This is a genomic window from Pseudorhodoferax sp. LjRoot39, from assembly GCF_964253035.1.
In the GTDB taxonomy this organism is placed as follows: Bacteria; Pseudomonadota; Gammaproteobacteria; order Burkholderiales; family Burkholderiaceae_C; genus Pseudorhodoferax.
Genome location: NZ_CAXUQL020000001.1, coordinates 2,226,277 through 2,248,749, shown reverse-complemented (window position 1 = coordinate 2,248,749; position 22,473 = coordinate 2,226,277). Strand labels below are relative to the sequence as shown.

Here is a 22,473-nt window from a genome sequence, read left to right as displayed (position 1 = left end):
CTCAGGCTCCCATGTTGGACAGTTGGGCGCGCGGGTCGAAGCCGGTGGCCGCCTTGGCCAGCGCCTCGTAGGCCGCGCGCGCGGCGGCGGAGTCGGCCGGCGGCAGCGCGATCTCCAGCTCCAGGTACAGGTGGCCGGGCTGCTTGCCGCCGAAGCCGCGCTCCTTGAGCCGCAGCCGGCGCCCGGGACGCGAGTTCGGTGGCACGCCCACATCCACCTCGCCGCCGGCCGGCAGCGGCACGCGCACCTGGGCACCGAGCGCGGCCTCGGTCGGCGTCACGGGCAGGCGCATGGTCAGGTCCTTGCCCTCCACGCGCCAGCGCGCGTCGGACGCGACGCGCACCTCCAGAAACAGGTCGCCGGCCGGCTCGCCGCCGTGGCCGGGCAGGCCCTGGCCGGCCAGCCGGATGAGCTGGCCGGGCCGTACCCCCGCGGGGATGCGCACCTCCAGCGTGCGCTGCACCAGCTGCGGCTCGCCCTGGGCGTCGAGTTCCAGCGCGCGCAGCTGCAGTTGGCGCTCTCCGCCACGGAAGGCCGTGGCCACGTCGATCTCGATCGCGGCATGCTGGTCCTCGCCGCGCATGCGCGACTGCTGCCGGCCGGCTTGGCGGCGCTGCGCGGCGCCGAACAGCGACGAGAAGAAGTCGCTGAAGTCGGCATCGTCGGCCGGCCCGCCGCCGCTGCGGCTGAATTCGAAGCCCTGGTCCCAACCGGGCGGAGGCGTGAAGCCGGCGCCGCCCGCGCCGGCGTGCTGGCCGCTGGCCACCCGCGCGGCCAGCGTGTCGTAGGCGGCGCGCTTGTCCTTGTCGCGCAACACGTCGTAGGCCTCGTTGACCTCGCGCATGCGCTGCTCCGCGTCGGCCTCCTTGCTGACGTCGGGGTGGTACTTGCGGGCGAGCTTGCGGTAGGACTTGCGGACCTCGTCGTCCGTTGCGGTCTTCGGCACGCCCAAGGCACTGTAGTAATCCTTGAATTCCATGGCGCTCTCGTGAAGAAGGGTCTGCCGCCAATATGGGGCCCTCACGCGCCGAATGCAAGCTGCGGTGGCCGCCACCGCCCCATCGTCCGTCGGCCGCTGCCTACGTGCAGGCGCCCTGCTCGCCTGCTGCGCGGCCGTTGCCGCCGCAAGACGCTAGCAGTTCACAACGACCGTGCGCCGATCCGCGCGCGGCAGGAGCCCACGATGCACACACCCGACCTCCGCGCAGACGACGCGGCCGGCGCCCCCGCGCTCACGCGCCGCAACCTGCTGCTGGCCAGCGCCGCCAGCGCCGCCGGCGCGGCCGCAAGCGGTGCCGAAGCCGCCGCCCAGCCGGCCCCCGACCCCATGCCCCTGCACCGCCTCATGCTGACCGTCAACGGCCAGCGCCACACCGTCGAGATCGACGCCCGCACCACGCTGCTCGACCTGCTGCGCGAGCACCTGCACCTGACCGGCAGCAAGAAGGGCTGCGACCACGGCCAGTGCGGCGCCTGCACCGTCATCGCCGATGGCCGGCGCATCAACGCCTGCCTGTCTCTGGCCGTGCTGCACGAGGGCGGCAGCGTGACCACCATCGAGGGCCTGGGCACACCGCAGGCCATGCACCCGATGCAGGCGGCCTTCGTCAAGCACGACGGCTACCAGTGCGGCTACTGCACGCCCGGCCAGATCTGCTCGGCCGTGGCGGTGATCGACGAGGTGCGCGCCGGCATTCCCAGCCACGTGAGCGCCGACCTGAACGCCAAGCCGCTGCTGTCGGCCCAGGAGCTGCGCGAGCGCATGAGCGGCAACATCTGCCGCTGCGGCGCGTACTCGAACATCGTCGAGGCCATCACCGAGGTGGCGGGGGCCAAAGCATGAAAGCCTTCACCTTCGAACGCGCCCGCACCCCGGCCGAGGCCGCTGCCGCAGCAGCGCGCATGCCCGGCGCGCGCTTCATCGCCGGCGGCACCAACCTCGTCGACCTGATGAAGCTGCAGATCGAAACGCCACCGCACCTGATCGACGTGAACGGCCTGGCGCTGGACCGCATCGAACCGGCACCTGGCGGCGGCCTGCGCATCGGCGCGCTGGTGCGCAACACCGACCTGGCTGCCGACGCCCGCGTGCGCAAGGACTATGCGGTGCTGTCGCGTGCGCTGCTGGCCGGCGCCTCGGGTCAGTTGCGCAACAAGGCCACCACGGCCGGCAACCTGCTCCAGCGCACGCGCTGCCCCTACTTCTACGACACCGCCCAGGCCTGCAACAAGCGCAAGCCGGGCAGCGGCTGCGCCGCCATGGACGGCATCAACCGCCAGCACGCCATCGTGGGCACCAGCACGGCCTGCATCGCCACGCACCCGAGCGACATGGCCGTGGCCATGCGGGTGCTCGACGCCACGGTGCAAACCGTGCGGCCCGACGGCGCCGCGCGCAGCATCCCGATCGCCGACTTCCACCGCCTGCCCGGCAACACGCCGCAGCGCGAGACCGCGCTGGAGCCGGGCGAGCTCATCACCGCCGTCACGCTGCCGGCGCCGGTCGGCGGCCGCCACGAATACCGCAAGGTGCGCGACCGTGCCTCCTACGCCTTCGCGCTGGTGTCGGTGGCCGCCATCGTGCAGCGCGACGGCCGCGGCCGCGTGGCGCTGGGCGGCGTCGCGCACAAGCCCTGGCGCATGGAAGCGGCCGAACCCCTGCTGCCGAACGGCGCCGAGGCCTTCACGGCGCAGCTGCTGGCCGGCGCGCGCACCACCGACCACAACGCCTTCAAGCCCCTGCTGGTCACGCGCGTGCTGTCCGACGTGCTGCAGGAGACCGGGAGAACCACATGAAATTCGACGCCCCCGCCACCACCAACCCGATCGACCAGTTGAAGCTGGTCGGCAAGCCCCTGGACCGCATCGACGGCCCGTTCAAGACCACCGGCACCGCGCCCTACGCCTACGAGCACCACGAGTTGCCCGACATCGCCTATGGCGTGGTCGTGGGCGCCGGCATCGCCAAGGGCCGCATCGCGGCCATGGACATCGGCGCAGCCCGCGCCGCGCCCGGCGTGCTGGCCGTGGTCACGGCGCGCAATGCCGGCAAGCTGGGCAAGGGCAAGATGAACACCGCCAAGCTGCTGGGCGGGCCGCAGATCGACCACTACCACCAGGCCGTGGCGCTGGTGGTGGCGCAGACCTTCGAGCAGGCCCGCGCCGCGGCCGCGCTGGTGCAGGTGCGCTACGAGAGCGCCCGCGGCGCCTACGACCTGTCCCGCGCCAAGGACGGGGCCAAGCCGCCCAAGCCGAACGAGAACACCGGTCCCGTGGAAACCAGCGTGGGCGACTTCGACGGCGCCTACGCCGCCGCGCCCGTGCAGCTGGACTGCACCTACACCACGCCCGACCAGTCGCACGCGATGATGGAGCCGCACGCCACGCTGGCGGTCTGGAACGACGACGGCGCCCTCACCGTGTGGACCGCCAACCAGATGATCGACTGGGGCGCCAGCGACCTCGCACGCACGCTCGCCATGCCCAAGGACAAGGTGCGGCTGATCTCCACCTTCGTCGGCGGTGGCTTCGGCGGCAAGCTGTTCGTGCGCGCCGACGCCGTGCTGGCCGCGCTCGGTGCGCGCGCCGCCAAACGGCCGGTGAAGGTCGCGCTGCAGCGCCCGCTGATCGCCAACAACACCACGCACCGGCCGGCCACCATCCAGCGCATCCGCCTGGGCGCCGGCAAGGACGGACGGCTGACCGCCGTGGCGCACGAAAGCTGGTCGGGCGACCTGCCCGGCGGCAGCCCCGAGACCGCCGTGAACCAGACCCGGCTGCTCTACGCCGGTGCCCACCGCATGACGGCCATGAAGCTCGCGGTGCTGGACCTGCCCGAAGGCAACGCCATGCGCGCGCCCGGCGAGGCGCCCGGCATGATGGCTCTGGAAGTGGCCATGGACGAGATGGCCGAGCGGCTGGGCATGGACCCGATTGCGTTCCGCATCCTCAACGACACGCAGGTCGACCCCGAGAAGCCCGAACGGCCCTTCACGCAGCGCCAGCTCACGCGCTGCCTGCAGCTGGGTGCCGAGCGCTTCGGCTGGGCCGCGCGCCAGAGCCGCCCCGGCCAGCAGCGCGATGGCCGCTGGCGCATCGGCTTGGGCGTGGCCGCGGCCTTGCGCAACAACCTGCTGCAGACCTCGGCCGCACGCGTGCGGCTGGACACCAAGGGCGTGCTCACGGTGGACACCGACATGACCGACATCGGCACCGGCAGCTACACCATCATCGCGCAGACCGCGGCCGAGACCATGGGCCTGCCGCTGGAGCGCGTCACGGTGCGGCTGGGCGACTCGCTGCTGCCCGTGTCCTGCGGCTCGGGTGGGCAATGGGGCGCGGCCAACTCGACGGCCGGCGTCTACGCGGCCTGCATGGCGCTGCGCCAGCAGGTGGCCGAGCGGCTGGGGCTGGACCCGGCACAGGCGCAGTTCGAGAACGGACAGGTGCGCGTGGGCGAGCGCAGCGTTCCGCTCGCGCAGGCCTCGGCCGATCGCGAGCTCGTGGCCGAGGACAAGATCGAGTACCCCAAGGAGTTCTCGGAGAAGGCTCAGCAATCGACCTTCGGCGCGCACTTCGTCGAGGTGGGCGTGGACGTGGCCAGCTGCGAGATCCGCGTGCGCCGCATGCTGGCGGTCTGCGCGGCCGGCCGCATCCTGAACCCCAAGACGGCGCGCAGCCAGGTGATCGGCGCGATGACCATGGGCGTGGGCGCCGCGCTCATGGAAGACCTGGCCGTGGACACGCGCCGCGGCTTCTTCGTGAACCACGACCTGGCCGGCTACGAGGTGCCCGTGCACGCCGACATCCCGCACCAGGAGGTGGTGTTCCTGGACGAGGTCGATCCCATGTCCACGCCGCTCAAGGCCAAGGGCGTGGGCGAGCTGGGCATCTGCGGCGTCGGCGCGGCGGTGGCCAACGCCATCTACAACGCCACCGGCGTGCGCGTGCGCGACTACCCTGTCACGTTGGACAAGTTGCTCAAGGTCATGCCGATGCAGGCCTGACGGCGGCGTCGGAAGGGGCCAGGCCAGGGCGGCTGCCCCGGCCCGCTCACTCCACCTTGACGTTCGCGTCCTTGATGCGCTCCAGCGCATCGCGGCCCGAGGCCCCGGCCCAGCCATTGAACTCGCTTGGCGAGGCCGACGCCAGCGCCTCGTTGCCCGTGTCCAGCAGCTTGCGCTGCACCTGCGGGTCGGCCAGCACCTTGCTGGCCGCGGCATAGAGCCGCTGCGTCACCTCGGCCGGCAGCTGCGCCGGCCCGAACAGGCCGAACCAGAAGCTGAACTCGAAGCCGGGCAGGCCCTGCGACGCCAGCGTCGGCAGGCCGGGCACCACGGCCGAAGGCTTCTCGGTGGTCACGCCCAGCATCTTCACGGTACCGGGCCGGCCCAGCGGCAGCACGGATGCCGCGGTGCCGAACGACAGCTGCACGTCGCCGGCCACCACCGCCTGCAGCGCCGGCGCCCCGCCCTTGAACGGGATGTGCACCATCTGCGCGCCCACGGCCTTCTCGAACGTCAGCGCGGCGATGTGCGGCGAGCCACCGATGCCCGACGACGAGTAGTTCAGCTTGCCGGGCTGCGCCTTGACCTTGGCCACGAGCTCCTGCACCGTGCCGATCCCCAGGTCCTTGTTCACGGCCAGCACCAGCGGCGAGACCGTGAGCCGCGTGATCGGCGTGAAGTCCGCCGGCTGGTACTTCACCTTGTACAGGTGCTGGTCGATGCCGTAGAGCGTGGCGGTGGCCAGGCCCAGCGTGTAGCCGTCGGCCGGCGCGCGCCACAGCAGGGACGAGGCCAGCGTGCTGCCGGCGCCGGGCTTGTTGTCCACCACGATGGACTGGCCCAGTTCCTTGCCCAGCGCGTCGGCCACGATGCGCGCGATGAGGTCGGCCGCACCCGAGGGCGAGTAGCCCACGAGCAGCCGGATCGGCCTGTTCGGGTAGGGCTCGGACTGCGCCGCGGCGCAGGTGCACAGGCCAGCCAGCGCGGCGGCAAGCAGCAGGGTCTTCATCGTCGGTCTCCGTTCAGGTGCCGCGGAACACGGGCGCGCGCTTGGCCAGCCAGGCGGCCTGGCCTTCGCGCAGGTCGGCCGAGTCGGCGGCGCGCGCCATGTCGGCGTGCAGCGCGTCCACGTCCAGCCGGCCGCGCGCGATGCGGTTCAGGTGCCGCTTCATGCCGAGCATGGCAAGGGGCGCCATGCCCGCGCAGCCCTGCGTGAGCCGGTCCACCGCATCGGGCAGCTCGGCCGGCGCCACCAGCTGCGTCAGGAAGCCGATGGCGCGCATCTCCTCGGCGCCGATCTTCTCGGCCGTCAGGAACAGGCGCTTGGCGTTGTCCAGGCCCAGCCGGCTCACGTAGCGCTCCAGCCCGCCCTGGTAGAAGTGCAGGCCCAGCCGCGCGGCCGGCATGAACATGTCGATGCCCTGCGCGCCGAGGCGGAAGTCGCAGGCCAGCGCGAGGTCGGTGCCGCCGCCGTAGACGCTGCCGTGCAGCACGGCGATGGTCACGGGCCGCGATTCTTCCAGCGCGTTGACCACGGCCTCGAAGTTGACCTTGCGCGCCGCGCCGATCTGGCCGATGTCGTAGCCGCTGCAGAAGTATTTGCCCAGGCCGCGCAGCTGCAGCACCAGCACCTCGGACCGCGCGTTCACGGCGTCGATCTGTTCGGCCAGCGCGGCCAGATCATCGGGCGTGAGGCGGTTGGCCTGCTCGGGCCGGCGCAGCGTGATGGTGGCGACGGGGCCGGCCACCTGGAGTTCGGGGAGGTCCATGTTCATCGTCCCTGGAAGATCGGACTGCGTTTTTCCATGAAGGCGCGGCGGCCCTCCTGGTAGTCGGCGCTGTCGAAGCAGCGGTCCACCGCCGCCGCCACGGCGCTGTCGTCGGCCGCGCTGTAGCGCTCGAACAGGCGCACGGCCGCCTTGGCGGCCTGCACGGTCAGCGGTGCGTTGGCGGCCACGCGGGCGGCGTAGTCGCGCACGGCCTGCTCCAGCTGCACGGCCGGCAGCAGGTGGTTGACCAGGCCCAGGCGCAGCGCCTCGTCGGCCTCGATCTGGCGCGCGCTGAACAGCAGGTCCTTGGCCGCCGCGGGGCCGACCACGCGCGCCAGCGCGGCCAGGCCCTCGTACTCGTAGCCCAGGCCCAGCCGCGCCGCCGGGATGCCGAAGCGCGAGCCCTGGCCTGCGAAGCGCAGGTCGGCGGCCAGCGCCAGCGCGAGGCCGCCGCCGATGCAAAAGCCCTGCACCATGGCGATGAGCGGTTTGTCGAGCCGCGCCAGGCCACGGTGCGCGCGCGCGGCGATCTCGGCGTAGCGGAGCTTCTGTTCGGCGTTGGCGCGGTGCTGCTCGAACTCGCTGATGTCGGCGCCGGCCGCGAAGGACTGGCCGCCCGCGCCGTGCAGCACCACCACGCGCACCGCTGGGTCGGCCTGCATGGCCTCGGCCGCCGCGCCCAGGCCCTGCCACATCTCCAGCGACATGGCGTTGCGCCGCTCGGGCTGGTTGATCGTGATCCAGCCCACACCGTCTTCGACCCGCGCGAGGATCTTCGTTGTGCCGAGTTCCAGAGTCATGTCGGCACCCTTCGGCCTGCGGCCTGTCCCGCCAAGCGGGAGCGAGCTTGCTTGGGGCGGCCCGGCGCGGCGCTCATGCAGCAGCCCCCGTGGCGCGCAGCGCGGCGATGGCCTCCGGCGCATAGCCCAGCTCCGCGAGCAGCGCATCGGTCTGCTCGCCCGGGTCGGGCGCGGCATGGTGGAAGCGCTCGGGGTGCGGGAAGGCCGACAGGTTGATCGGCGAGCGGATCAGCTGCACCTCGCCCAGCACCGGGTGCTGCGCGGGCCGCGTCATGCGCAGGTGCTTGACCTGCGGGTCCTCGAAGGCCTGGCCGATGTCGTAGACCGGGCCGCAGGGCACGCCGGCCGGGTTGAGCCGCTTGACGAGTTCGGCCACGCTGAACTGGCGGGTGACGGCGTTGATCTCGGCATCGAGCCGGCGGCGGTGCTGCACGCGGCCCGCGAATTCGCGGTAGTCGGCGTTGTCGGCCAGGTGCGCGGCCTCCAGGGCCCGGCAGAAGCCCGCCCACATCGCCTGCGTGCTCGCGCAGATGTTGACCTGGCCGTCGCTGGCCTCGAAGGTGCCCATGGGCACCTGGGTCGGGTGGGCATTGCCCTCCTGCCCCGGCACCTCGCCGTTGACGGTGTAGCGCGCGGCCTGGAAATCGAGCTTGTTGAGCATGCCCTCGATCAGCGAGGTGTGGACCCACTGGCCCTGGCCCGTGCGCTCGCGGTGCAGCAGCGCCAGCAGGATGCCCTGGCCCAGAAACATGCCGGCCGTGGTGTCGGAGATCGCGATGCCGGCGCGCACCGGGCCGCGGCCGGGCTCGCCCGTGACCGAACTCAGGCCCGACATGCCCTGCACGATCTGGTCCACGCCGGGCCGGCCGGCGTAGGGACCGTCCTGGCCGAAGCCTGAGATGCTGGCCAGGATGATGCGCGGGTTGCGCGCGCGCAGCGGTTCGTAGTTCAGGCCCAGGCGCTCCTTGACGACGGAGCGGAAGTTTTCGACCACCACGTCGCTGCGCGCGATGAGCCGGTCCAGGACCTCGGCGCCCTGGGGCGTCTTGAGGTCCACGCACAGGCTGCGCTTGTTGCGGTGCAGGTTCTGCTCGTCCGAGCCGCGGCGCCGGCCCGTCACGGAGCCGCGGTCCTTGGGCGGCGGTGCCTCCAGGCGGGTGACCTCGGCGCCCCAGTCGGCCAGCAGGCGCACGGCCGTGGGGCCGGCGCGCGCGATCGTGAGGTCCAGCACCCGGTAGCCCGAGAGCGGCAGCGAAGAAGCGGTGGTGTTCATGGTTCTTTCTGGGTGGGTCAACGGTTCGGGCCGGGCGCGGCCCAGAGTTCGCGGAAGGCGCGCCGCGGGTCGTCCACGGCACGGGTCTGGGGCGCCGGCCCGTCGAACACCAGCGTGCTGCGCCGTGCCAGCGTGAAGGCCGGCCAGGTGGGCGTGCGCGCGTTGTTGGGGTCGCCGGTGGCGGCGAAGGCGAGCCAGGCGCTGGCCAGCTGGTCGGCCAGCGCCAGGTTCTCGGCGCTGGGACCGTTCAGGCCCATGCGGATGTCGTGCAGGCTGGGGCCGATGTCCACGCCGTGCGGCGCGCCGTAGCGGCCGCCGTAGGCCGGGCTGGGGGTCTTCCAGAGATAGGTCCAGACCGGCGCACCGCCCTTTTCGGCGTGCTGCGTCGCCTTGCGTTCGGCCTGCAGCTGGGCGCCCAGGCGGAAGCTGGTGTCGGTGTCGATGCGGGCCTGCAGCACGAAGGGCGTGGCGCGCGGGTCTTCGGCACGGTACATGGCCACCAGCGCGGCCGCGTCCAGGCCCGGGCGGCCGGCGAGCTTGCTTTCAGCGAACTTGCGCAGGCCGGCCTCGTCGAGGTCGAAGTTGACCTGCCGGTAGGCCCGCTCGTCCAGCGTGGTGCTGATGAGCATGGGCACCTGGGCCGAGATGGCCGGCGCGTCCGGGTCGAAGGGGTGGCGCGCGATGGCCACCCCGTCCACCACGGGCGCGAAGGCGCGCGGGGCCTCGCCCTGCTGGCGGTCGGCCCGTTCGAAGGCCAGCTGCACGGCGAGCAGCTGCGCCATGGGCAGCTGGTGCAGTTTGTCCAGCGCGCCGCTCTGGATCTCCAGCGCGGCCAGGAAGCGCCCGGCGATGTCGTGCGCGGTGGCCTGCGGCATGGCGCGCAGGCCCGAGCCGCTCATCACGCCGGCGCGGTGGAACAGGCCCTGGGCCGAGGGCATGGCCATCAGGGTGCTGGTCTTGAGCCCGCCGCCCGACTGGCCGAACACCAGCACGCGCGAGGGGTCGCCGCCGAAGGCCTCGGCGTTCTCGCGCAGCCAGCGCAGGCCGGCGACGATGTCCAGCATGCCCACGGCACCGGACTGGGCATAACGCTCGCCGCCATGGCCGGCCAGGTTCAGGTAGCCGAAGGCGCCGAGCCGGTGGTTCAGCGTGACGAAGACCGCGTCGCCGAAGCGCGCCATCATCTCGCCGTCGAACTGCGGCGAGTTGCCCGAGCCGGCGTAGTGGCCGCCGCCGTGCAGGTGCACGAGCACCGGGCGCTTGGCGGCCTTGTCGGGCGAAGGGGTCCACAGGTTCAGCACCAGGCAGTCCTCGCCCATGCCGCCGGGCTGCAGGTCGTAGGCGATCAGGTCGGCGTAGGCGCGGCGGCGGTCGGCCGGCATCTGCGGCGCGTAGTTGCCGTAGGCCGTGGCATCGCGCACGCCCGTCCACGGCGCCACGGGCTGCGGCGGCATGAAGCGGTTGGCGCCCGCAGTGTCGGCACCGTAGCGCAGGCCCTTGAACACGTGCACGCCGCCCGACTTGAGGCCGCGCACCCTGCCCTGCGCGGTCTCGACGACGGAGAAGACGGGGTCCTCGTTCATGGCGCGTACGCCTCCGGCGAACAGGCCGCCCGCGGCGGCCGCTGCGCCGAGCCAGCGGCGGCGCGACAGTTCTTGCATGGTGTTCCTTTCACGCCAGCACGGCCACACCGGCCGGATCGATGGACAGCAGCGACTCGTGCCCCAGCTCCAGCACATGGCCGGGCGCGGCATGCACCTTGAGCGGTGCGCCGCCAGCCAGCGGCCGCACCAGGTAGTCCCAGTACTCGCCCAGGTAGGTGCGCGCGACCACGGCCACCTGCCCCAGGGCCAGCAGGCTGCCGCCCGCCGCGCCCAGACTCAGCGACTGCGGCCGGATCGACACCTGGGCCTGGGCCTGGTCGTTGCCCGCCACGGGGACAGCGCCGGACAGGCCGGGCAGCTGGAAGCGCCCTGCCCGCAGTTCGCCCTGCACCAGGTTGGTCTGGCCGATGAAGCCGGCCACGAAGGGCGTGCGCGGGCGGTTGTAGAGGTTCCAGGGCGTGTCGATCTGCTCCAGCCGGCCCAAGTTCAGCACCGCGATGCGGTCGGAGATCGTCATGGCCTCGGCCTGGTCGTGCGTGACGTAGACCGTGGTGAAGCGGAACTCGTCGTGCAGGCGGCGGATCTCGCCAGCCATCTCTTCGCGCAGGTTGGCGTCCAGGTTGGACAGCGGCTCGTCGAGCAGCAGCACCTCGGGCCGCACCACCATGGCGCGGGCCAGCGCCACGCGCTGCTGCTGGCCGCCCGACAGCTCGGCCGGGTAGCGCTGCGCCAGGTGGCCGAGCTTGACCACGTCCAGCATCTCGCCGACGCGGCGCTTGACCTCCTCGGCCGGCGCCTTGCGCACCGCCAGGCCGAAGGCCACGTTCTCGGCCACGGTCATGTTGGGCCAGATCGCATAGCTCTGGAAGATCATGGACATGCCGCGGTGCTCGGGCGGCACGGTGCGCCTGGCGCCCGAGATCTCGCGGCCGTCCACCGCGATGGCGCCTGCGCTCAATTCGACGAAGCCCGCCACCATGCGCAGCGTGGTGGTCTTGCCGCAGCCCGAGGGGCCCAGCAGGGTCACGAGTTCGCCCTGGCGCAGCTGCAGGCTCAGGTCGTCGACGACGGCGGTGCTGCCGTAGCGCTTGCTCACGTGGGAGAGTTCGAGTTTCGACATGGTGTTCCTTCTTAGGAGCGGCGCAACATGAAGTCGCGGCCCGCGATGCGCATGCCCAGGCCGACGACGGCCGTCACGATGACGACCAGCACCACGCCCATGGCCGCGAGCACCTCGTAGTTGCCCTGTTCGCTCAGGTCCAGCGTGAGCACCGAGACCACGCGCGAGGCCGGCCCGGTCAGGAACACGGCCGTCGAGAGTTCCTTGGTGCAGATCACGAAAACCAGGATGAACACGCCGGCCAGCGGCTTGGACAGCAGCGGCACGACGATGCGGCGCAGCACCGTGAGCCGGCCGGCGCCCAGGATGCGGCCGGCCTCTTCCAGCTCCGGGTTCAGCGAGCGGATCGACGCGCCGCTGGCCACCACGGCGATCGGCAGAAAGCGCGTGGTGAACGCGATCACGATCAACAAGCCCGTGCCGTACAGCGAGAACGGCGGGCCCGCGTAGGCCGCGTACAGGCCGATGGCCAGCACCAGGCCCGGCACCGCGACCGGCGCCAGCGCCAGGAACTGCAGCAGGTTCGGGAACGGCGTGATGCGGCGCTGCGTGGCGTAGGCCACGCACAGGCCCATGCCGACGCAGACCAGGGCGGTCGCGCCCGAGTACAGCACCGTGTTGAGCAGCGCCGAGCGCACCGTCAGCTGCTCGAAGAAGATGGTGTGGAAGTTCGCCAGCGTGAAGTTGCCGGCCACGACGCCGCGGCCCCACGCCTTGGACACCGAGGCCGCCAGCAGGATGGCGAGCGGCAGCAGCACCGAGAGCAGGCCCACCAGCGCGGCATAGGCCGCGAGCGGCCACTTCCACCAGCCGATGTCGAAGGGCCGGCGCTCGCCGCCCTTGCCCGAGACCGAGACGAAGCCCTTCTTCGCGAGCAGCCGGCGCTGCAGCACCAGCATGGCGATCGTCAGCGCGAGGATCGGCATGGAGAAGGCGGCGGCCTGCTCCACGCGCAGCGGGTACTCGAAGAACGAGACGATCTGCGTGGTCGCGAGATTCAGCCCCGCGGGGATTGCGATCAACGCCGGCGTGCCGTACAGCGCGATGGTCTCCAGGAAGATCAGGATGCCGGCGCCGACGATGGAAGGCAGTACCAGCGGCAGCGTCACGCGCGCCAGCGTGTGGAACTTGCCGGCGCCGTGGATGGACGCGGCGTCCTCCAGCTCGGTGGAGACCAGGTCCAGCGCCGACTTGGTGAACACGTAGACCAGCGGATATGTGTACAGCGCGATGACGAAGGCCAGGCCCCAGAAGCTGAAGATGTTGAGCGGCCCGCCTTGCGCACCGGACAGCGCGACCCAGGCCCGGTTGAGCCAGCCCGCGTTGGGCCCGGCCAGCAGGATCCAGGCGATGGCGCCCAGGAAGTTGGGCATCACGAAGGCGGCCAGCACACCCAGGTGCGTGAGCCCGCGCCCCGGCATGTTGGTGCGCGAGACGGCGAGTGCCAGCGGCACGCCCAGCAGCGCGGCCAGCCCCGTGACCGCCACACCCAGGTAGAGCGAGTTGAGCAGCGCCTGCAGGTGCCGGCTGCGGCCCAGCGCGGCCGCGTAGCTGGCCAGCGAGAAGCCGCCGTCGGCCCCGCGCAGGCTCTCGGCCACGAGCCGCAGGATGGGGTTGGCGACCAGCAGCACGAGCAGCGCGATCAGCGCGCCGAACAGCCACAGCGAAGGGTCGGCCCAGCGGCTCGGTGCGGCGCGCGGGCGGGCCTGCGCATCCAGGGCGAGTTCAGACACCGAATGCGTCCTTCCAGAGTTCGACCACCTGCGGCAGCTCGTCGCGCATCTGCTGGGGCGTGGGCGCCAGCGTCCTGGTCGAGCCCATCGCGGGCAGGCCGCCAGGCGGCTTCAAGCCCGTGCGCAGCGGGATGCCGAACTCGGCGCGGCCCAGTTCGACCACGTCGTCGCTGCCGATCAGCCATTCCATGAACAGCCGGCTGGCGTTCGGGCGCTTCGAGCTGGCCATCACCGCCGAGGGCGAGACCACCATGACCAGGCCTTCCTTGGGCACGGCCCAGCCGACCGGGTTGCCGCGGTCGGCGGTGCGCGCGGCCAGCGTGATCGGGCCGGCCGAGATAGAGCGCTCGCCGGAGTTCACGGTGGTCACCGTGTCGATCGTCGAGCGGCCGACCTGCACCTTGTTGTCGGCCAGCTTCTTGAACCAGGCGTCGCCGTAGAGCCGGCGCATCTCCAGGCTCCAGGCCCCGGCGGCGCCGCTGAAGCCCGGGTGCGCGACCGAGGCCAGGCCGCGCCACTTGGGGTCCAGCAGGTCGTTCCAGCTGCTCGGTACATCGGCGCCCTGCACCTTCTGCTTGTTGTAGACCAGGCCCATGGGGAAGGCGCTGGTCACGTGGTAGGTGCCGTCCGGGTCCAGGTTCTGCAGGTGGCGGTCGAGCTGGGCCGCCGAGGGCGGCGTGTAGGGCAGCAGCAGCTTGCGCGCCTTGAGGTCCAGGAAGTGCGCGAGATCGGTCGAGGAGAACACGTCGCAGGCCGGCGTGCCGGCCTTGATGTCCTGGTTCAGCCGTTGGAACGCCACCTGCGCCGTGGTGCGCACCACGTTCACACGGATGCCCGGGTAACGCTCGCTGAAGCGCCGGCCCATGGTCTCGGCCAGCTCCGAGGGGTAGGGCACGACATACCACGTCAGTTCGCCCTCCTTGCGGGCGGCGGCGTGCAGTGCGTCCAGCGGCTGGGCGCGCACCAGAGCGGGCGTGAGGGCGGGCGCGGCCAGCGTGGCAGCCAGGGCGCCGAAACGGCGGCGGGTGAGGGCCATGGGCATGTCTCCATCGTTCGTTGTCGTCGTAAAAGTGTACGGACAACCATCAAAAGAATCCACATATCGTTTATCCGTATTCTTATAAAACGCTTGCCGGAACACATTCACACCCATGCAAAGCACCGCCATCCACATCCACCGCCACGGCGACCCCAGCGTCCTCGAACGCGTACAGGTCGACGTGCCGCCGCCAGCCGCCGGTGAGGTCCGCATCCGCCAGAGCGCGATCGGGCTGAACTTCGCCGACATCTACCAACGCAAGGGCGCGCACGGCCCGCACGCGCCCACGCCCTTCCCGGTCACGCTGGGCGCGCAGGGCGCGGGCGCGGTGGAGGCGCTCGGCGCGGGCGTCACGCAGTGGCGCGTGGGCCAGTCGGTGGCCTACTTCCACCCCGGTGCCTACCAGGCCGTGCGCAACGTGCCTGCCGCGCGCGTGCTGGCGCTGCCGGCCGGCATCTCCGAGGAGCAGGCCGGCGCCAACCTGCTGCGCGGGCTCACGGCCGAATACCTGCTGCGCCGGCTCTACGTGGTGAAGCCCGGCGACGCGGTGCTGGTGCACGCGGCCGCCGGCGGCATGGGCGTACTGCTGTCGCAATGGTCGCGCGCGCTGGGCGCCACCGTGATCGGCACGGTCGGCTCGCCCGCCAAGGCCGAGGTGGCGCTGGCGCATGGCTGCCACCACGTGGTCGACTACCGGCGCGAGGACTTCGTCGCGCGCACGCTGGCGCTGACGGGCGGCCAGGGCGTGGCCGTGGTCTTCGATGCGGTCGGCAAGGACGTGTTCGTTCCCTCGCTGGGCTGCCTGCGCACGCTGGGCATGGCCATCAACTACGGCACGGCCTCGGGCGATGTGGAGGGGCTGGACCTGCAGTTGCTGCACGCCAAGTCGCTGAGCGTGTGCCGGCCCACGCTGCGCAGCTTCATCGCGGACCCGGCCGACCTGCAGCGCTCGGCGGCCGCCTTCTTCGCGGCCGTCGCCGACGGCCAAGTGCGGCTGGAGGTGGGCAGCCGCTATGCGCTGGCCGATGTACGGCAAGCGCACCGCGATCTGGAGGGCCGGGCGACCACGGGCGCGCCGGTGCTGGTGCCATGATGAAGCTGTTCCACGGCTGGCTCTCCAGCGCCTCGCGCCGCGTGCGCCTGTGCCTGGCCGAGAAAGGCATGGCCTACGAGAGCGTGGCCATCGACATGGGCCGCCAGGAGCACCACGCGCCTGAATTCCTGGCGATGAACCCGAACGGCGTGGTGCCCGCGCTGATGCTGGCGCCGGGCCGTTTCCTGCACGAGAGCTCGACCATCTGCGAGTACCTGGACGAGATCCAGCCCACGCCACCGCTGCGGCCCGAGGACCCGTACGAACGCGCCCAGATGCGCAACTTCGTGCGCTGGACCGACGAGCATTGCCTGCCCCACCTGCTGATCCTGAACTGGAGCCTGGCGCTGCAGCCCACCGCCAGCCAGTGGAGCGACGACGAGCTGCAGGCCAAGCTAGCACGAATCCCGACGGCGGAGCGGCGCGAGGCCTGGCTGCGCATCGCCCGCCGCCCCTACACCGAGGAAGAAAAGGCCGCCGCGCTCACCAAGCTGCTGCGCCTGCCGGCCCGCATGGAGGAGATGCTGGCCGATGGGCCCTGGCTGGTCGGCGGCCGCTACTCGCTGGCCGACATCGCGGCCGCGCCCTTCATCGCCCGGCTCGCGGAACTGGCACCGCAGGCGCTGGCGGCCGGCACGCATCCGCGCGTCGAGGCCTGGTGGCAGGCCATGCAGCAGCGGCCGGCCTTCGCCGCCGCCCGGCTCGAACGCTTCGACGCGGTGCTCGCGGCCCGCGCGGCCGCCTGACCGCACCCCCTTAAGATGCCGGCCAGGAGTTCACGACGACATGGCCAGTGCCCGCATCAACCTCGGCGACCAGATCCGCCAGACCCTGGAGGAAGAGATCCTTTCCGGCAAGCTCGACGCCGGCTCGCGCATCGACGAGCAGGTGCTGATGGACCGCTTCGGCGTCTCGCGCACCCCGGCGCGCGAGGCCATCAAGCACCTGACCGCCGCCGGGCTCGTCACGCCGCTGTCGCGCCAGGGCGCCGTGGTGGCCTCGCTGTCGGTGCCCGAGTACATCGCGATGCTGGAAATCCTCATGCAGCTCGAAGGCCTGGCCGCGCGCCTGGCCGCGCGCCGCATGCCCACCGCGCAGCGCCAGCAGCTCGAGGAGGCCCATGCCGCCTGCGGCCGCGCGGCCGCGAAGAACGATGCCGAGGAGTACGGCCAGGCCAACCGCGTGTTCCACGAGATCATCTACGACGGCAGCCTCAACGAGGTGCTGGCCCGCCAGCTGCGCGCCATGCGGCTGCGCATGCGGCACCCGCGCCGCGCGCTGTTCGACCGGCCCAACCGCATCCGCCACTCGCTGGCCGAGCATGCGGTGATCCTGCAGGCCATCGTCTCGGGCGACGAGAACGCCGCGTTCCAGGCCATGACCGACCACATCTCCAGCGGCGGCAACGTCTATGCCGACGCGATCGCGAGCATGCCGCAGCGGCCGGTGGCGCCGGCCGATGAACCGGTTGCAGCGGCGCCGCTGCGCCAGCGCGCCAGGAGCGCGAAAGTCTAGGGGGTTGCCGGGGGGCGGCCGAGCGGAGTGCGGCGCGCCGGTGGACCTGTCATCGACATCCCAACGGGCCGGCTGGCGTGCGTCGACGCCGGGGCTGCTGGGGGATGTGCTGTGCACAACGCTTCTCTGCTGCCGTACAAACTCGCGAGGTGCCCGACAGCGCAGACCGCCTTGCAGTCGGCGACCAAGATCCCAGATGTCCGATCAGAATCTGTAGACGTCAGCGCGCGCGATCAATCCAAATTGGGAGGGATACGGCAGCGGACAGGGCGGTGCACATAAGGATGCACAATTGCGACAAGTTCGCATTTACTGCCATGACCACGCGCGCCGCCCTTTCCTGCGTCCCCAACAGCCACCAGTCGCTTCAGTCGCTCTACACCGAACACCACACCTGGTTGTTCGAACTGCTGCGCCGCAAGCTGGGCAATCGCGAGCAGGCCGCTGACCTGGCGCACGACACCTTCGAGCGCATCCTGCGCGCAGGAGTACCCCAGGCCGACGAGCCGCGCGCCTACCTACGCGTGGTGGCGCGTCGCCTCGCTGCCGATCACTACCGCCGCTCAGCTCTCGAGCAGGCTTACCTGGAAGCGCTGGCATGCGAGCCCGACGTCGATGCCCCGGCACCTGAGGTGCGCCTCATGGTGCTGGAGTCGCTCGCCGCGGTGAGCCGCATCATCGACGGCATGGGCCCGCGCACGCGGCAGATCTTCCTGCTCTCGCGCCTGGACGGCCTGACCTACCCCGAGATCGCTGCAGCGTTGCGCATCTCACCCAAGACAGTGCAGAACGCCATGTCCCGGGCTATGCAACAGTGCTATGCCGCGGTCTATGGCTGACGCAGCAGGGCCGTTCGCGCCGCTGCGCCCCGAGGCCGGCGCCCTGCCCGCCGCCGTCGTCGCGCAGGCGGCCGACTGGCGAGCGCTGCTGCAATCCGGCAGCGCCAGCGCCGCGCAGGAGGAGGCCTGCGCCGTCTGGCGCGCAGCCGATGCGCGCCACGAGTTGGCCTGGCAGCGCCTGGCCGCCTTCGACGACGAACTGCAGGCCGGCACGCGCGGTGCCCACGCCGCAGGTGCACCGGCCGCCCGCGAGGCGCTGCACGCGGTGGCACAGCGCATGGCACGCCGGCGCATGGGTCGTTGGGCTTTGGGGCTGGCGGGTACGGGGGCGGTGGCCTGGCAGTTGCGCGAGCACACGCCATGGCCCGCGCTCGCGGCAGCACACCGCACGGCGACGGGCGAGCGCCGCAGCCTGATGCTGGAAGACGGCACGCAGCTGCAGATCGCCAGCGCCAGCGCGGTGGACGTGCACTTCACCGGCGCAGAGCGCCGCATCCTGCTGCATGCGGGCGAGGTGCTGGTGCAGTCCGGCCATGGCGATGCACGACCGCTGCGAGTGCAGACACGCGAGGGCAGCGTCGCCCCGGTCGGCACGCGCTTCACGGTGCGGCACGACGACGCCGGTGGGTGGGGGACAAGGGGGTGCTGCACCGTGGCCGTACTGCAAGGGGCAGTGGACGTACAGGCGGGGCAGGGCGATGCCGTGCGCGTGGTGGCGGGAAGGCAGGCGCGCTTCGGCGCCGACGGTGTGACGCCACCCACGCAGGCGCCAGCGGACGTGGACGCCTGGGTGGACGACATGCTGGTGGCCGACCGCATGCCACTCGCGGACTTCGTCGCTGCGCTGGCGCGCTGGCGCCCTGGCGTGCTGCGCTGTGCACCCGAGGCGGCGGCCCTGCGCATCACCGGCGCCTTTCCTCTGGACGACACCGACCGCGCGCTGGCCATGCTGGTGCGCATCCTGCCAGTGCGGGTGGCGTACCGCACGCGCTGGTGGGTGACCGTGCAGGCGTCCTGAGCGCGGCCGCGTCCTCCGAGGAAATTTGTAACAGCGACTAGGAGGTCCCTGCGTCTCGTCCGTCATACGAGGTAGCAGGACACAGCCAAAGCGTTGCCACAGCGTGCGCGCCCGATGTCGGGCCAGCCACTGTCCTCCATGCCACGACATCGACCGGAGGACCCTTTCCATGACGCAATCCATCACCACCCATTGGCACCGTGCCGCGCGCCGTCCCCTACCCACGGCGCTCGCCGCCGCATTGCACTGCGCGCTGGTCGCCGGCGTGGTCGGCAGCGCGACGCTGGCACCCGCGGGCCAGGCACATGCCCAGGCGGCGGCCGAGGCCGTCCACCACTACGACATTCCCGCGGGGCCGCTCGACGAAGCCCTGGGCCGCTTTGGTCGCGCATCTGGCACGCTGGTGGCAGCCGACCCGCAGATCACCACGGGCTTGCGCAGCGCCGGCCTGCAGGGCCGCCATGCCGTGGCGCAGGGCCTGGCCCGGCTGCTCGACGGTACCGGGCTGGAGGGCGTGCGTGCAGCCGACGGCGGCTATGCCGTGCGCCGGGTGCCCGCTGCACCCGCACCGACGGCCGTCGCCAGCGGCAGCACCGTGCTGAACGAGGTACGCGTTACGGCTCAGGCCGAGCGCAGCGCCACGACCGAAGGTAGCAAGGTCTACCAGGCGCGCGCCGTCACGCTGGCCAAGGGCGAACAGGCGCTCAAGGACATCCCGCAATCCGTCAGCGTGCTCACGCGTGCGCAGATCGACGACCAGGGTCTCACGGACCTGCGTGAGGCCGCCAACCAGGTCACCGGCATGGTCGGCATCAAGGGCGTTGGGCAGGGCATGGTGCTGTCGGCGCGGGGCTTCCAGATCGACGCCTGGCAGTACGACGGCGTGGCGGTGCCGCGCAACATGTACGCACTGGGAAACTGGGGAGCCGAAGGCCTGGTGTTCTTCGACCGCGTAGAGGTGCTGCGCGGCGCCTCTGGCCTGCTCCAGGGCACGGGCAGCCCAGGCGGCGCCGTGAACCTGGTGCGCAAGCGCCCCCAGGCCGAGCGCACGCTCACGCTGACGGCCCGCGCCGGCTCCTGGGACCGCTATGGCCTGCAACTCGATGCAGGTGGCCCGCTCAACGCGTCGGGCAGCGTGCGCGGGCGCGTGGTGCTGGACGACAGCCGTAGCCACTCCTTCATCGACTACGTGAACGACCGCACGCAGTCGCTGTACGCCGCGCTGGACATCGACCTCGTGCCCGGTACCACGCTGGGCTTGGCGGTCAGCGACTCCGACAGCAAGGGCCGGCCCATGGTGCGTGGCCTGCCGCTGTACGCCGATGGCAGGGATATCGGCCTGCCACGCTCGACCTACACGGGCGCGTCATGGAACCGCGCGCGCATCCACCAGACCACGGTCTACGCCGATCTGGACCACCGCTTCAACAGCGACTGGAAGCTCAAGGTTTCGGCGATGCACATGAGCGAGAAAAACACCTCGGTGCACCAGCGCATGCAGGGCTCGCCGGCCGTCGACGGCAGCGGCATGACCTATGCCAACTGGTACACCGACTTCGACAGCGAACGCCTGGGCATGGACGCCTACGTGAACGGTCGTTTCGACGCGTTGGGCCTGCGGCACGAGCTCACGATCGGCGCCAACTACTCCAAGTACACCTCCGACGACCTGGTGGCGCGTCTGTTCCAGACCGGTGGCAACATCTTCGCCATCGATCACGACCGTCCCTGGCAGGACCTGTCGACCATCCTAGCCTCCACGGGCAGTTGGTCGTCCGCCTCGACCTACGACGTGCGGCAAAAGGGCATCTACGCCAGCTGGCGCGCAAGGTTGACGGCGCCGCTGGCGGCGATCGCCGGCGCGCGCGTGAGTTGGTACGACTATCTCTACACCAGCACCCAGACCTATCCCAACACCGCGCATGGCGAGGTCACGCCCTACCTGGGTCTGGTCTACGCGCTGGACGCGCAGTGGTCGGCCTATGGCAGCTTCACCAACGTGTTCATCCCGCAGTCCGAGCGCAACCTGAGTGGCGCCGTGCTGGACCCGATCAGCGGCAACAACGTCGAGTTCGGCATCAAGGGCGAGTTGCTGCAGGGCCGCCTGAACACCTCGTTCGCCATCTTCCGCTACGACCACAGGAACCGCGCCGTGAACGACGTGGACGGCGGTTACGCCTGCGACGGCTGGTACTGCTCGCGCGCTTCGGGCAAGGTGCGCAGCCAGGGCTTCGAAGCCGAGGCCAGCGGTGAGATCGTACGCGGCCTGCAGCTGTCCGCCGGCTACACCTACAACACCACCAAGTTTCTGAGCGATCCGACGAACCAGGGCAAGACCTACAGCCAGTGGACCCCCAAGCACCTGGTGCGCGTGTGGAGCGACTACAGGTTGCCAGGCGACTGGCAGCGTTTGAGCATTGGCGGTGGCATGACCGTGCAGAGCCATACGCTGGGCTACAGCCGCAGCTACACCATGCCAGGCTTCGCGGTCTGGGGCGCGCGGCTGGCCTGGCAGGCCACGCCCGAGCTCTCGCTGGCGCTCAACGTCAACAACCTGTTCGACAAGCGCTACTACGTGCCGGGCTACAACGAGACCAACGGCAACAACGACTACGGCAATCCACGCAACCTGATGTTCACGCTGCAGTATCAGCCGAAGCTGTGAGCGTGGTGCGCGGCCGGCGTCAACGCCCGAGCGGCGCCGCCCTGGTTGTGGCGTGGCTCACGTGAACTTTCCGCGAACTCCACTTCGCTCCCTTAGGCAGCGGCGATCGAGCCAGCTGATCGTCGTCAAGACCCCTGTCCGCCCGCCCCCTGCCGGCCAGCAAGCGCCTACCTGGAAAGCAAGGGCCCGTCAGTCCGCGTAGCCCGGGTTCACCCGGTCCAGCACGCGCATCATGGCCGCGAAGTACAGCGCCTCGCGCTCGGCGCGCGAGTGGCTGTCGTTCGGGTTGGGCCGGTCCACCTTGGCGACCATCTCGTCGGACAGCAGGGCCAGCGGCTTGCCGGTCGACATGGCCAGCAACTGCGCCTTGCAGACGCGCTCGAGCCGGTACAGCCGGCGGTAGGCCTGGGCCACGGTGTCGCCCACGGTCACGACACCGTGGTTCTTCATGAACATCACATGCTTGTCGCCGATCAGCGCGGCCAGGCGCTCGCCTTCGCTGAGCTCGGCCGCCAGGCCCGTGTAGCCGTCGTCGTAAGCGATGTTCTTGGCGAGGAAGGCAGCGGTCTGGCTGCCGGGCAGCAGGCGGTTGTCCTCGAGCATGTTGAGCGCCAGCGCCCAGGTCTGGTGGGTGTGCAGCACCACCTTGGCGCCCGTGATGCGGTGCAGCGGCGCGTGGATGCTCAGCGCGCTGAGCTCCAGGCTGCCATTGCCCTCCAGGATCTCGCCCTGCTCGTTGAACACGATGAGGTCGCTGGCCCGCGCCTCGGACCAGTGCAGGCCGAAGGGCAGCACCATGAAGCGGTCGGTCGTGCCCGGCACGACCATGGTGAAGTGGTTGTCGATGCCCTCCTCCAGGCCGTCGTGCACGGCCAGCCGGTTGGCGGCGGCGAGGTGCACGCGCGCCTGGCGGATGGCGTCGTCGGTCGGCACCACATGCAGGTGGCTGGTGGTTCTCGGTGCGGTGCTGTTCATGGGATCTCCTGGGGCAGGGTTGGC

Annotated in this window: 19 protein-coding genes; 9 read left to right on the top strand and 10 right to left on the bottom strand. The window is 71.2% G+C overall.

The annotated features are described in order from the left end of the window. Position 1: 1 nt before the first annotated feature. Entirely contained in the window at positions 2 to 979 is a 978-nt protein-coding gene (locus tag ACSQ4M_RS10655) for a DnaJ C-terminal domain-containing protein (RefSeq protein WP_436189506.1), read from the bottom strand. 204 nt (positions 980 to 1,183) lie between these two features. Between ACSQ4M_RS10655 and paoA the strand changes: the two genes are divergently transcribed. From paoA to paoC, 3 genes are read left to right on the top strand one after another with little or no spacing between them, the layout of a single operon-like run. After that, positions 1,184 to 1,843 carry an aldehyde dehydrogenase iron-sulfur subunit PaoA gene (paoA, locus tag ACSQ4M_RS10650; RefSeq protein ID WP_436189505.1) on the top strand — a complete coding sequence of 220 codons (660 nt, stop codon included), beginning with the start codon at positions 1,184 to 1,186 and terminating at the stop codon, positions 1,841 to 1,843. Then, positions 1,840 to 2,796 carry an FAD binding domain-containing protein gene (locus ACSQ4M_RS10645; RefSeq protein WP_436189504.1) on the top strand — a complete coding sequence of 319 codons (957 nt, stop codon included), beginning with the start codon at positions 1,840 to 1,842 and terminating at the stop codon, positions 2,794 to 2,796. Before paoA ends, ACSQ4M_RS10645 begins: the two co-directional genes overlap by 4 nt. Then, positions 2,793 to 5,006, top strand: coding sequence for an aldehyde oxidoreductase molybdenum-binding subunit PaoC (paoC, locus tag ACSQ4M_RS10640; RefSeq protein ID WP_436189503.1), 2,214 nt, complete (start codon positions 2,793 to 2,795; stop codon positions 5,004 to 5,006). The genes ACSQ4M_RS10645 and paoC overlap by 4 nt, the downstream gene beginning before the upstream one ends. 46 nt (positions 5,007 to 5,052) lie before the next feature. On the opposite strand, the gene ACSQ4M_RS10635 is transcribed toward paoC, so the two are convergent. The 8 genes from ACSQ4M_RS10635 to ACSQ4M_RS10600 all read right to left on the bottom strand — a co-directional run bounded on the left by ACSQ4M_RS10635 (position 5,053) and on the right by ACSQ4M_RS10600 (position 14,341). Further along, positions 5,053 to 6,015, bottom strand: coding sequence for a Bug family tripartite tricarboxylate transporter substrate binding protein (locus ACSQ4M_RS10635; RefSeq protein WP_436189502.1), 963 nt, complete (start codon positions 6,013 to 6,015; stop codon positions 5,053 to 5,055). 13 nt (positions 6,016 to 6,028) lie between these two features. Beyond that, the gene (locus ACSQ4M_RS10630) at positions 6,029 to 6,775 is read right to left on the bottom strand and encodes an enoyl-CoA hydratase/isomerase family protein (protein ID WP_436189501.1); all 747 of its coding nucleotides are present in this window, start codon (positions 6,773 to 6,775) and stop codon (positions 6,029 to 6,031) included. Positions 6,776 to 6,777: 2 nt separating this feature from the next. Beyond that, positions 6,778 to 7,575: an enoyl-CoA hydratase gene (locus ACSQ4M_RS10625; protein WP_436189500.1), complete on the bottom strand. Its 798-nt coding sequence runs from the start codon at positions 7,573 to 7,575 to the stop codon at positions 6,778 to 6,780. Between the two features lie 73 nt (positions 7,576 to 7,648). After that, positions 7,649 to 8,848, bottom strand: coding sequence for a CaiB/BaiF CoA transferase family protein (locus ACSQ4M_RS10620; RefSeq protein WP_436189499.1), 1,200 nt, complete (start codon positions 8,846 to 8,848; stop codon positions 7,649 to 7,651). 17 nt (positions 8,849 to 8,865) lie between these two features. Next, complete coding sequence (locus ACSQ4M_RS10615; protein WP_436189498.1) at positions 8,866 to 10,509, bottom strand: carboxylesterase/lipase family protein; 1,644 nt, start codon at positions 10,507 to 10,509, stop codon at positions 8,866 to 8,868. Between the two features lie 10 nt (positions 10,510 to 10,519). Beyond that, positions 10,520 to 11,572, bottom strand: coding sequence for an ABC transporter ATP-binding protein (locus ACSQ4M_RS10610; RefSeq protein WP_436189497.1), 1,053 nt, complete (start codon positions 11,570 to 11,572; stop codon positions 10,520 to 10,522). 11 nt (positions 11,573 to 11,583) lie between these two features. Then, positions 11,584 to 13,305, bottom strand: coding sequence for an ABC transporter permease (locus ACSQ4M_RS10605; RefSeq protein ID WP_436189496.1), 1,722 nt, complete (start codon positions 13,303 to 13,305; stop codon positions 11,584 to 11,586). Then, positions 13,298 to 14,341 (bottom strand): ABC transporter substrate-binding protein, encoded by a 1,044-nt coding sequence (locus tag ACSQ4M_RS10600; protein ID WP_436189495.1) that lies wholly within the window; start codon positions 14,339 to 14,341, stop codon positions 13,298 to 13,300. The genes ACSQ4M_RS10605 and ACSQ4M_RS10600 overlap by 8 nt, the downstream gene beginning before the upstream one ends. 115 nt (positions 14,342 to 14,456) lie before the next feature. Here ACSQ4M_RS10600 and ACSQ4M_RS10595 point away from each other — a divergent pair, with 115 nt between their 5' ends. The 6 genes from ACSQ4M_RS10595 (at position 14,457) to ACSQ4M_RS10570 (ending at position 21,474) form a co-directional block, all read left to right on the top strand. After that, complete coding sequence (locus ACSQ4M_RS10595) at positions 14,457 to 15,437, top strand: quinone oxidoreductase family protein (protein WP_436189494.1); 981 nt, start codon at positions 14,457 to 14,459, stop codon at positions 15,435 to 15,437. Continuing rightward, positions 15,434 to 16,183, top strand: coding sequence for a glutathione S-transferase family protein (locus ACSQ4M_RS10590; protein ID WP_436189493.1), 750 nt, complete (start codon positions 15,434 to 15,436; stop codon positions 16,181 to 16,183). Before ACSQ4M_RS10595 ends, ACSQ4M_RS10590 begins: the two co-directional genes overlap by 4 nt. Before the next feature lie 40 nt (positions 16,184 to 16,223). Beyond that, positions 16,224 to 16,952, top strand: coding sequence for a GntR family transcriptional regulator (locus ACSQ4M_RS10585; RefSeq protein WP_436189492.1), 729 nt, complete (start codon positions 16,224 to 16,226; stop codon positions 16,950 to 16,952). A gap of 317 nt (positions 16,953 to 17,269) precedes the next feature. Further along, a complete protein-coding gene (locus tag ACSQ4M_RS10580) occupies positions 17,270 to 17,791 on the top strand; it encodes a sigma-70 family RNA polymerase sigma factor (protein WP_436189491.1) in 522 nt (173 codons plus the stop codon). Then, positions 17,784 to 18,809: a FecR domain-containing protein gene (locus ACSQ4M_RS10575; RefSeq protein ID WP_436189490.1), complete on the top strand. Its 1,026-nt coding sequence runs from the start codon at positions 17,784 to 17,786 to the stop codon at positions 18,807 to 18,809. The genes ACSQ4M_RS10580 and ACSQ4M_RS10575 overlap by 8 nt, the downstream gene beginning before the upstream one ends. A 169-nt stretch (positions 18,810 to 18,978) precedes the next feature. Next, the gene (locus ACSQ4M_RS10570) at positions 18,979 to 21,474 is read left to right on the top strand and encodes a TonB-dependent siderophore receptor (protein WP_436189489.1); all 2,496 of its coding nucleotides are present in this window, start codon (positions 18,979 to 18,981) and stop codon (positions 21,472 to 21,474) included. Between the two features lie 189 nt (positions 21,475 to 21,663). Here ACSQ4M_RS10570 and ACSQ4M_RS10565 read toward each other — a convergent pair whose 3' ends face one another. After that, on the bottom strand, positions 21,664 to 22,449 hold the full coding sequence (locus ACSQ4M_RS10565) for a class II aldolase/adducin family protein (RefSeq protein ID WP_436189488.1): 786 nt from the start codon (positions 22,447 to 22,449) through the stop codon (positions 21,664 to 21,666). Between the last annotated feature and the right edge of the window lie 24 nt (positions 22,450 to 22,473).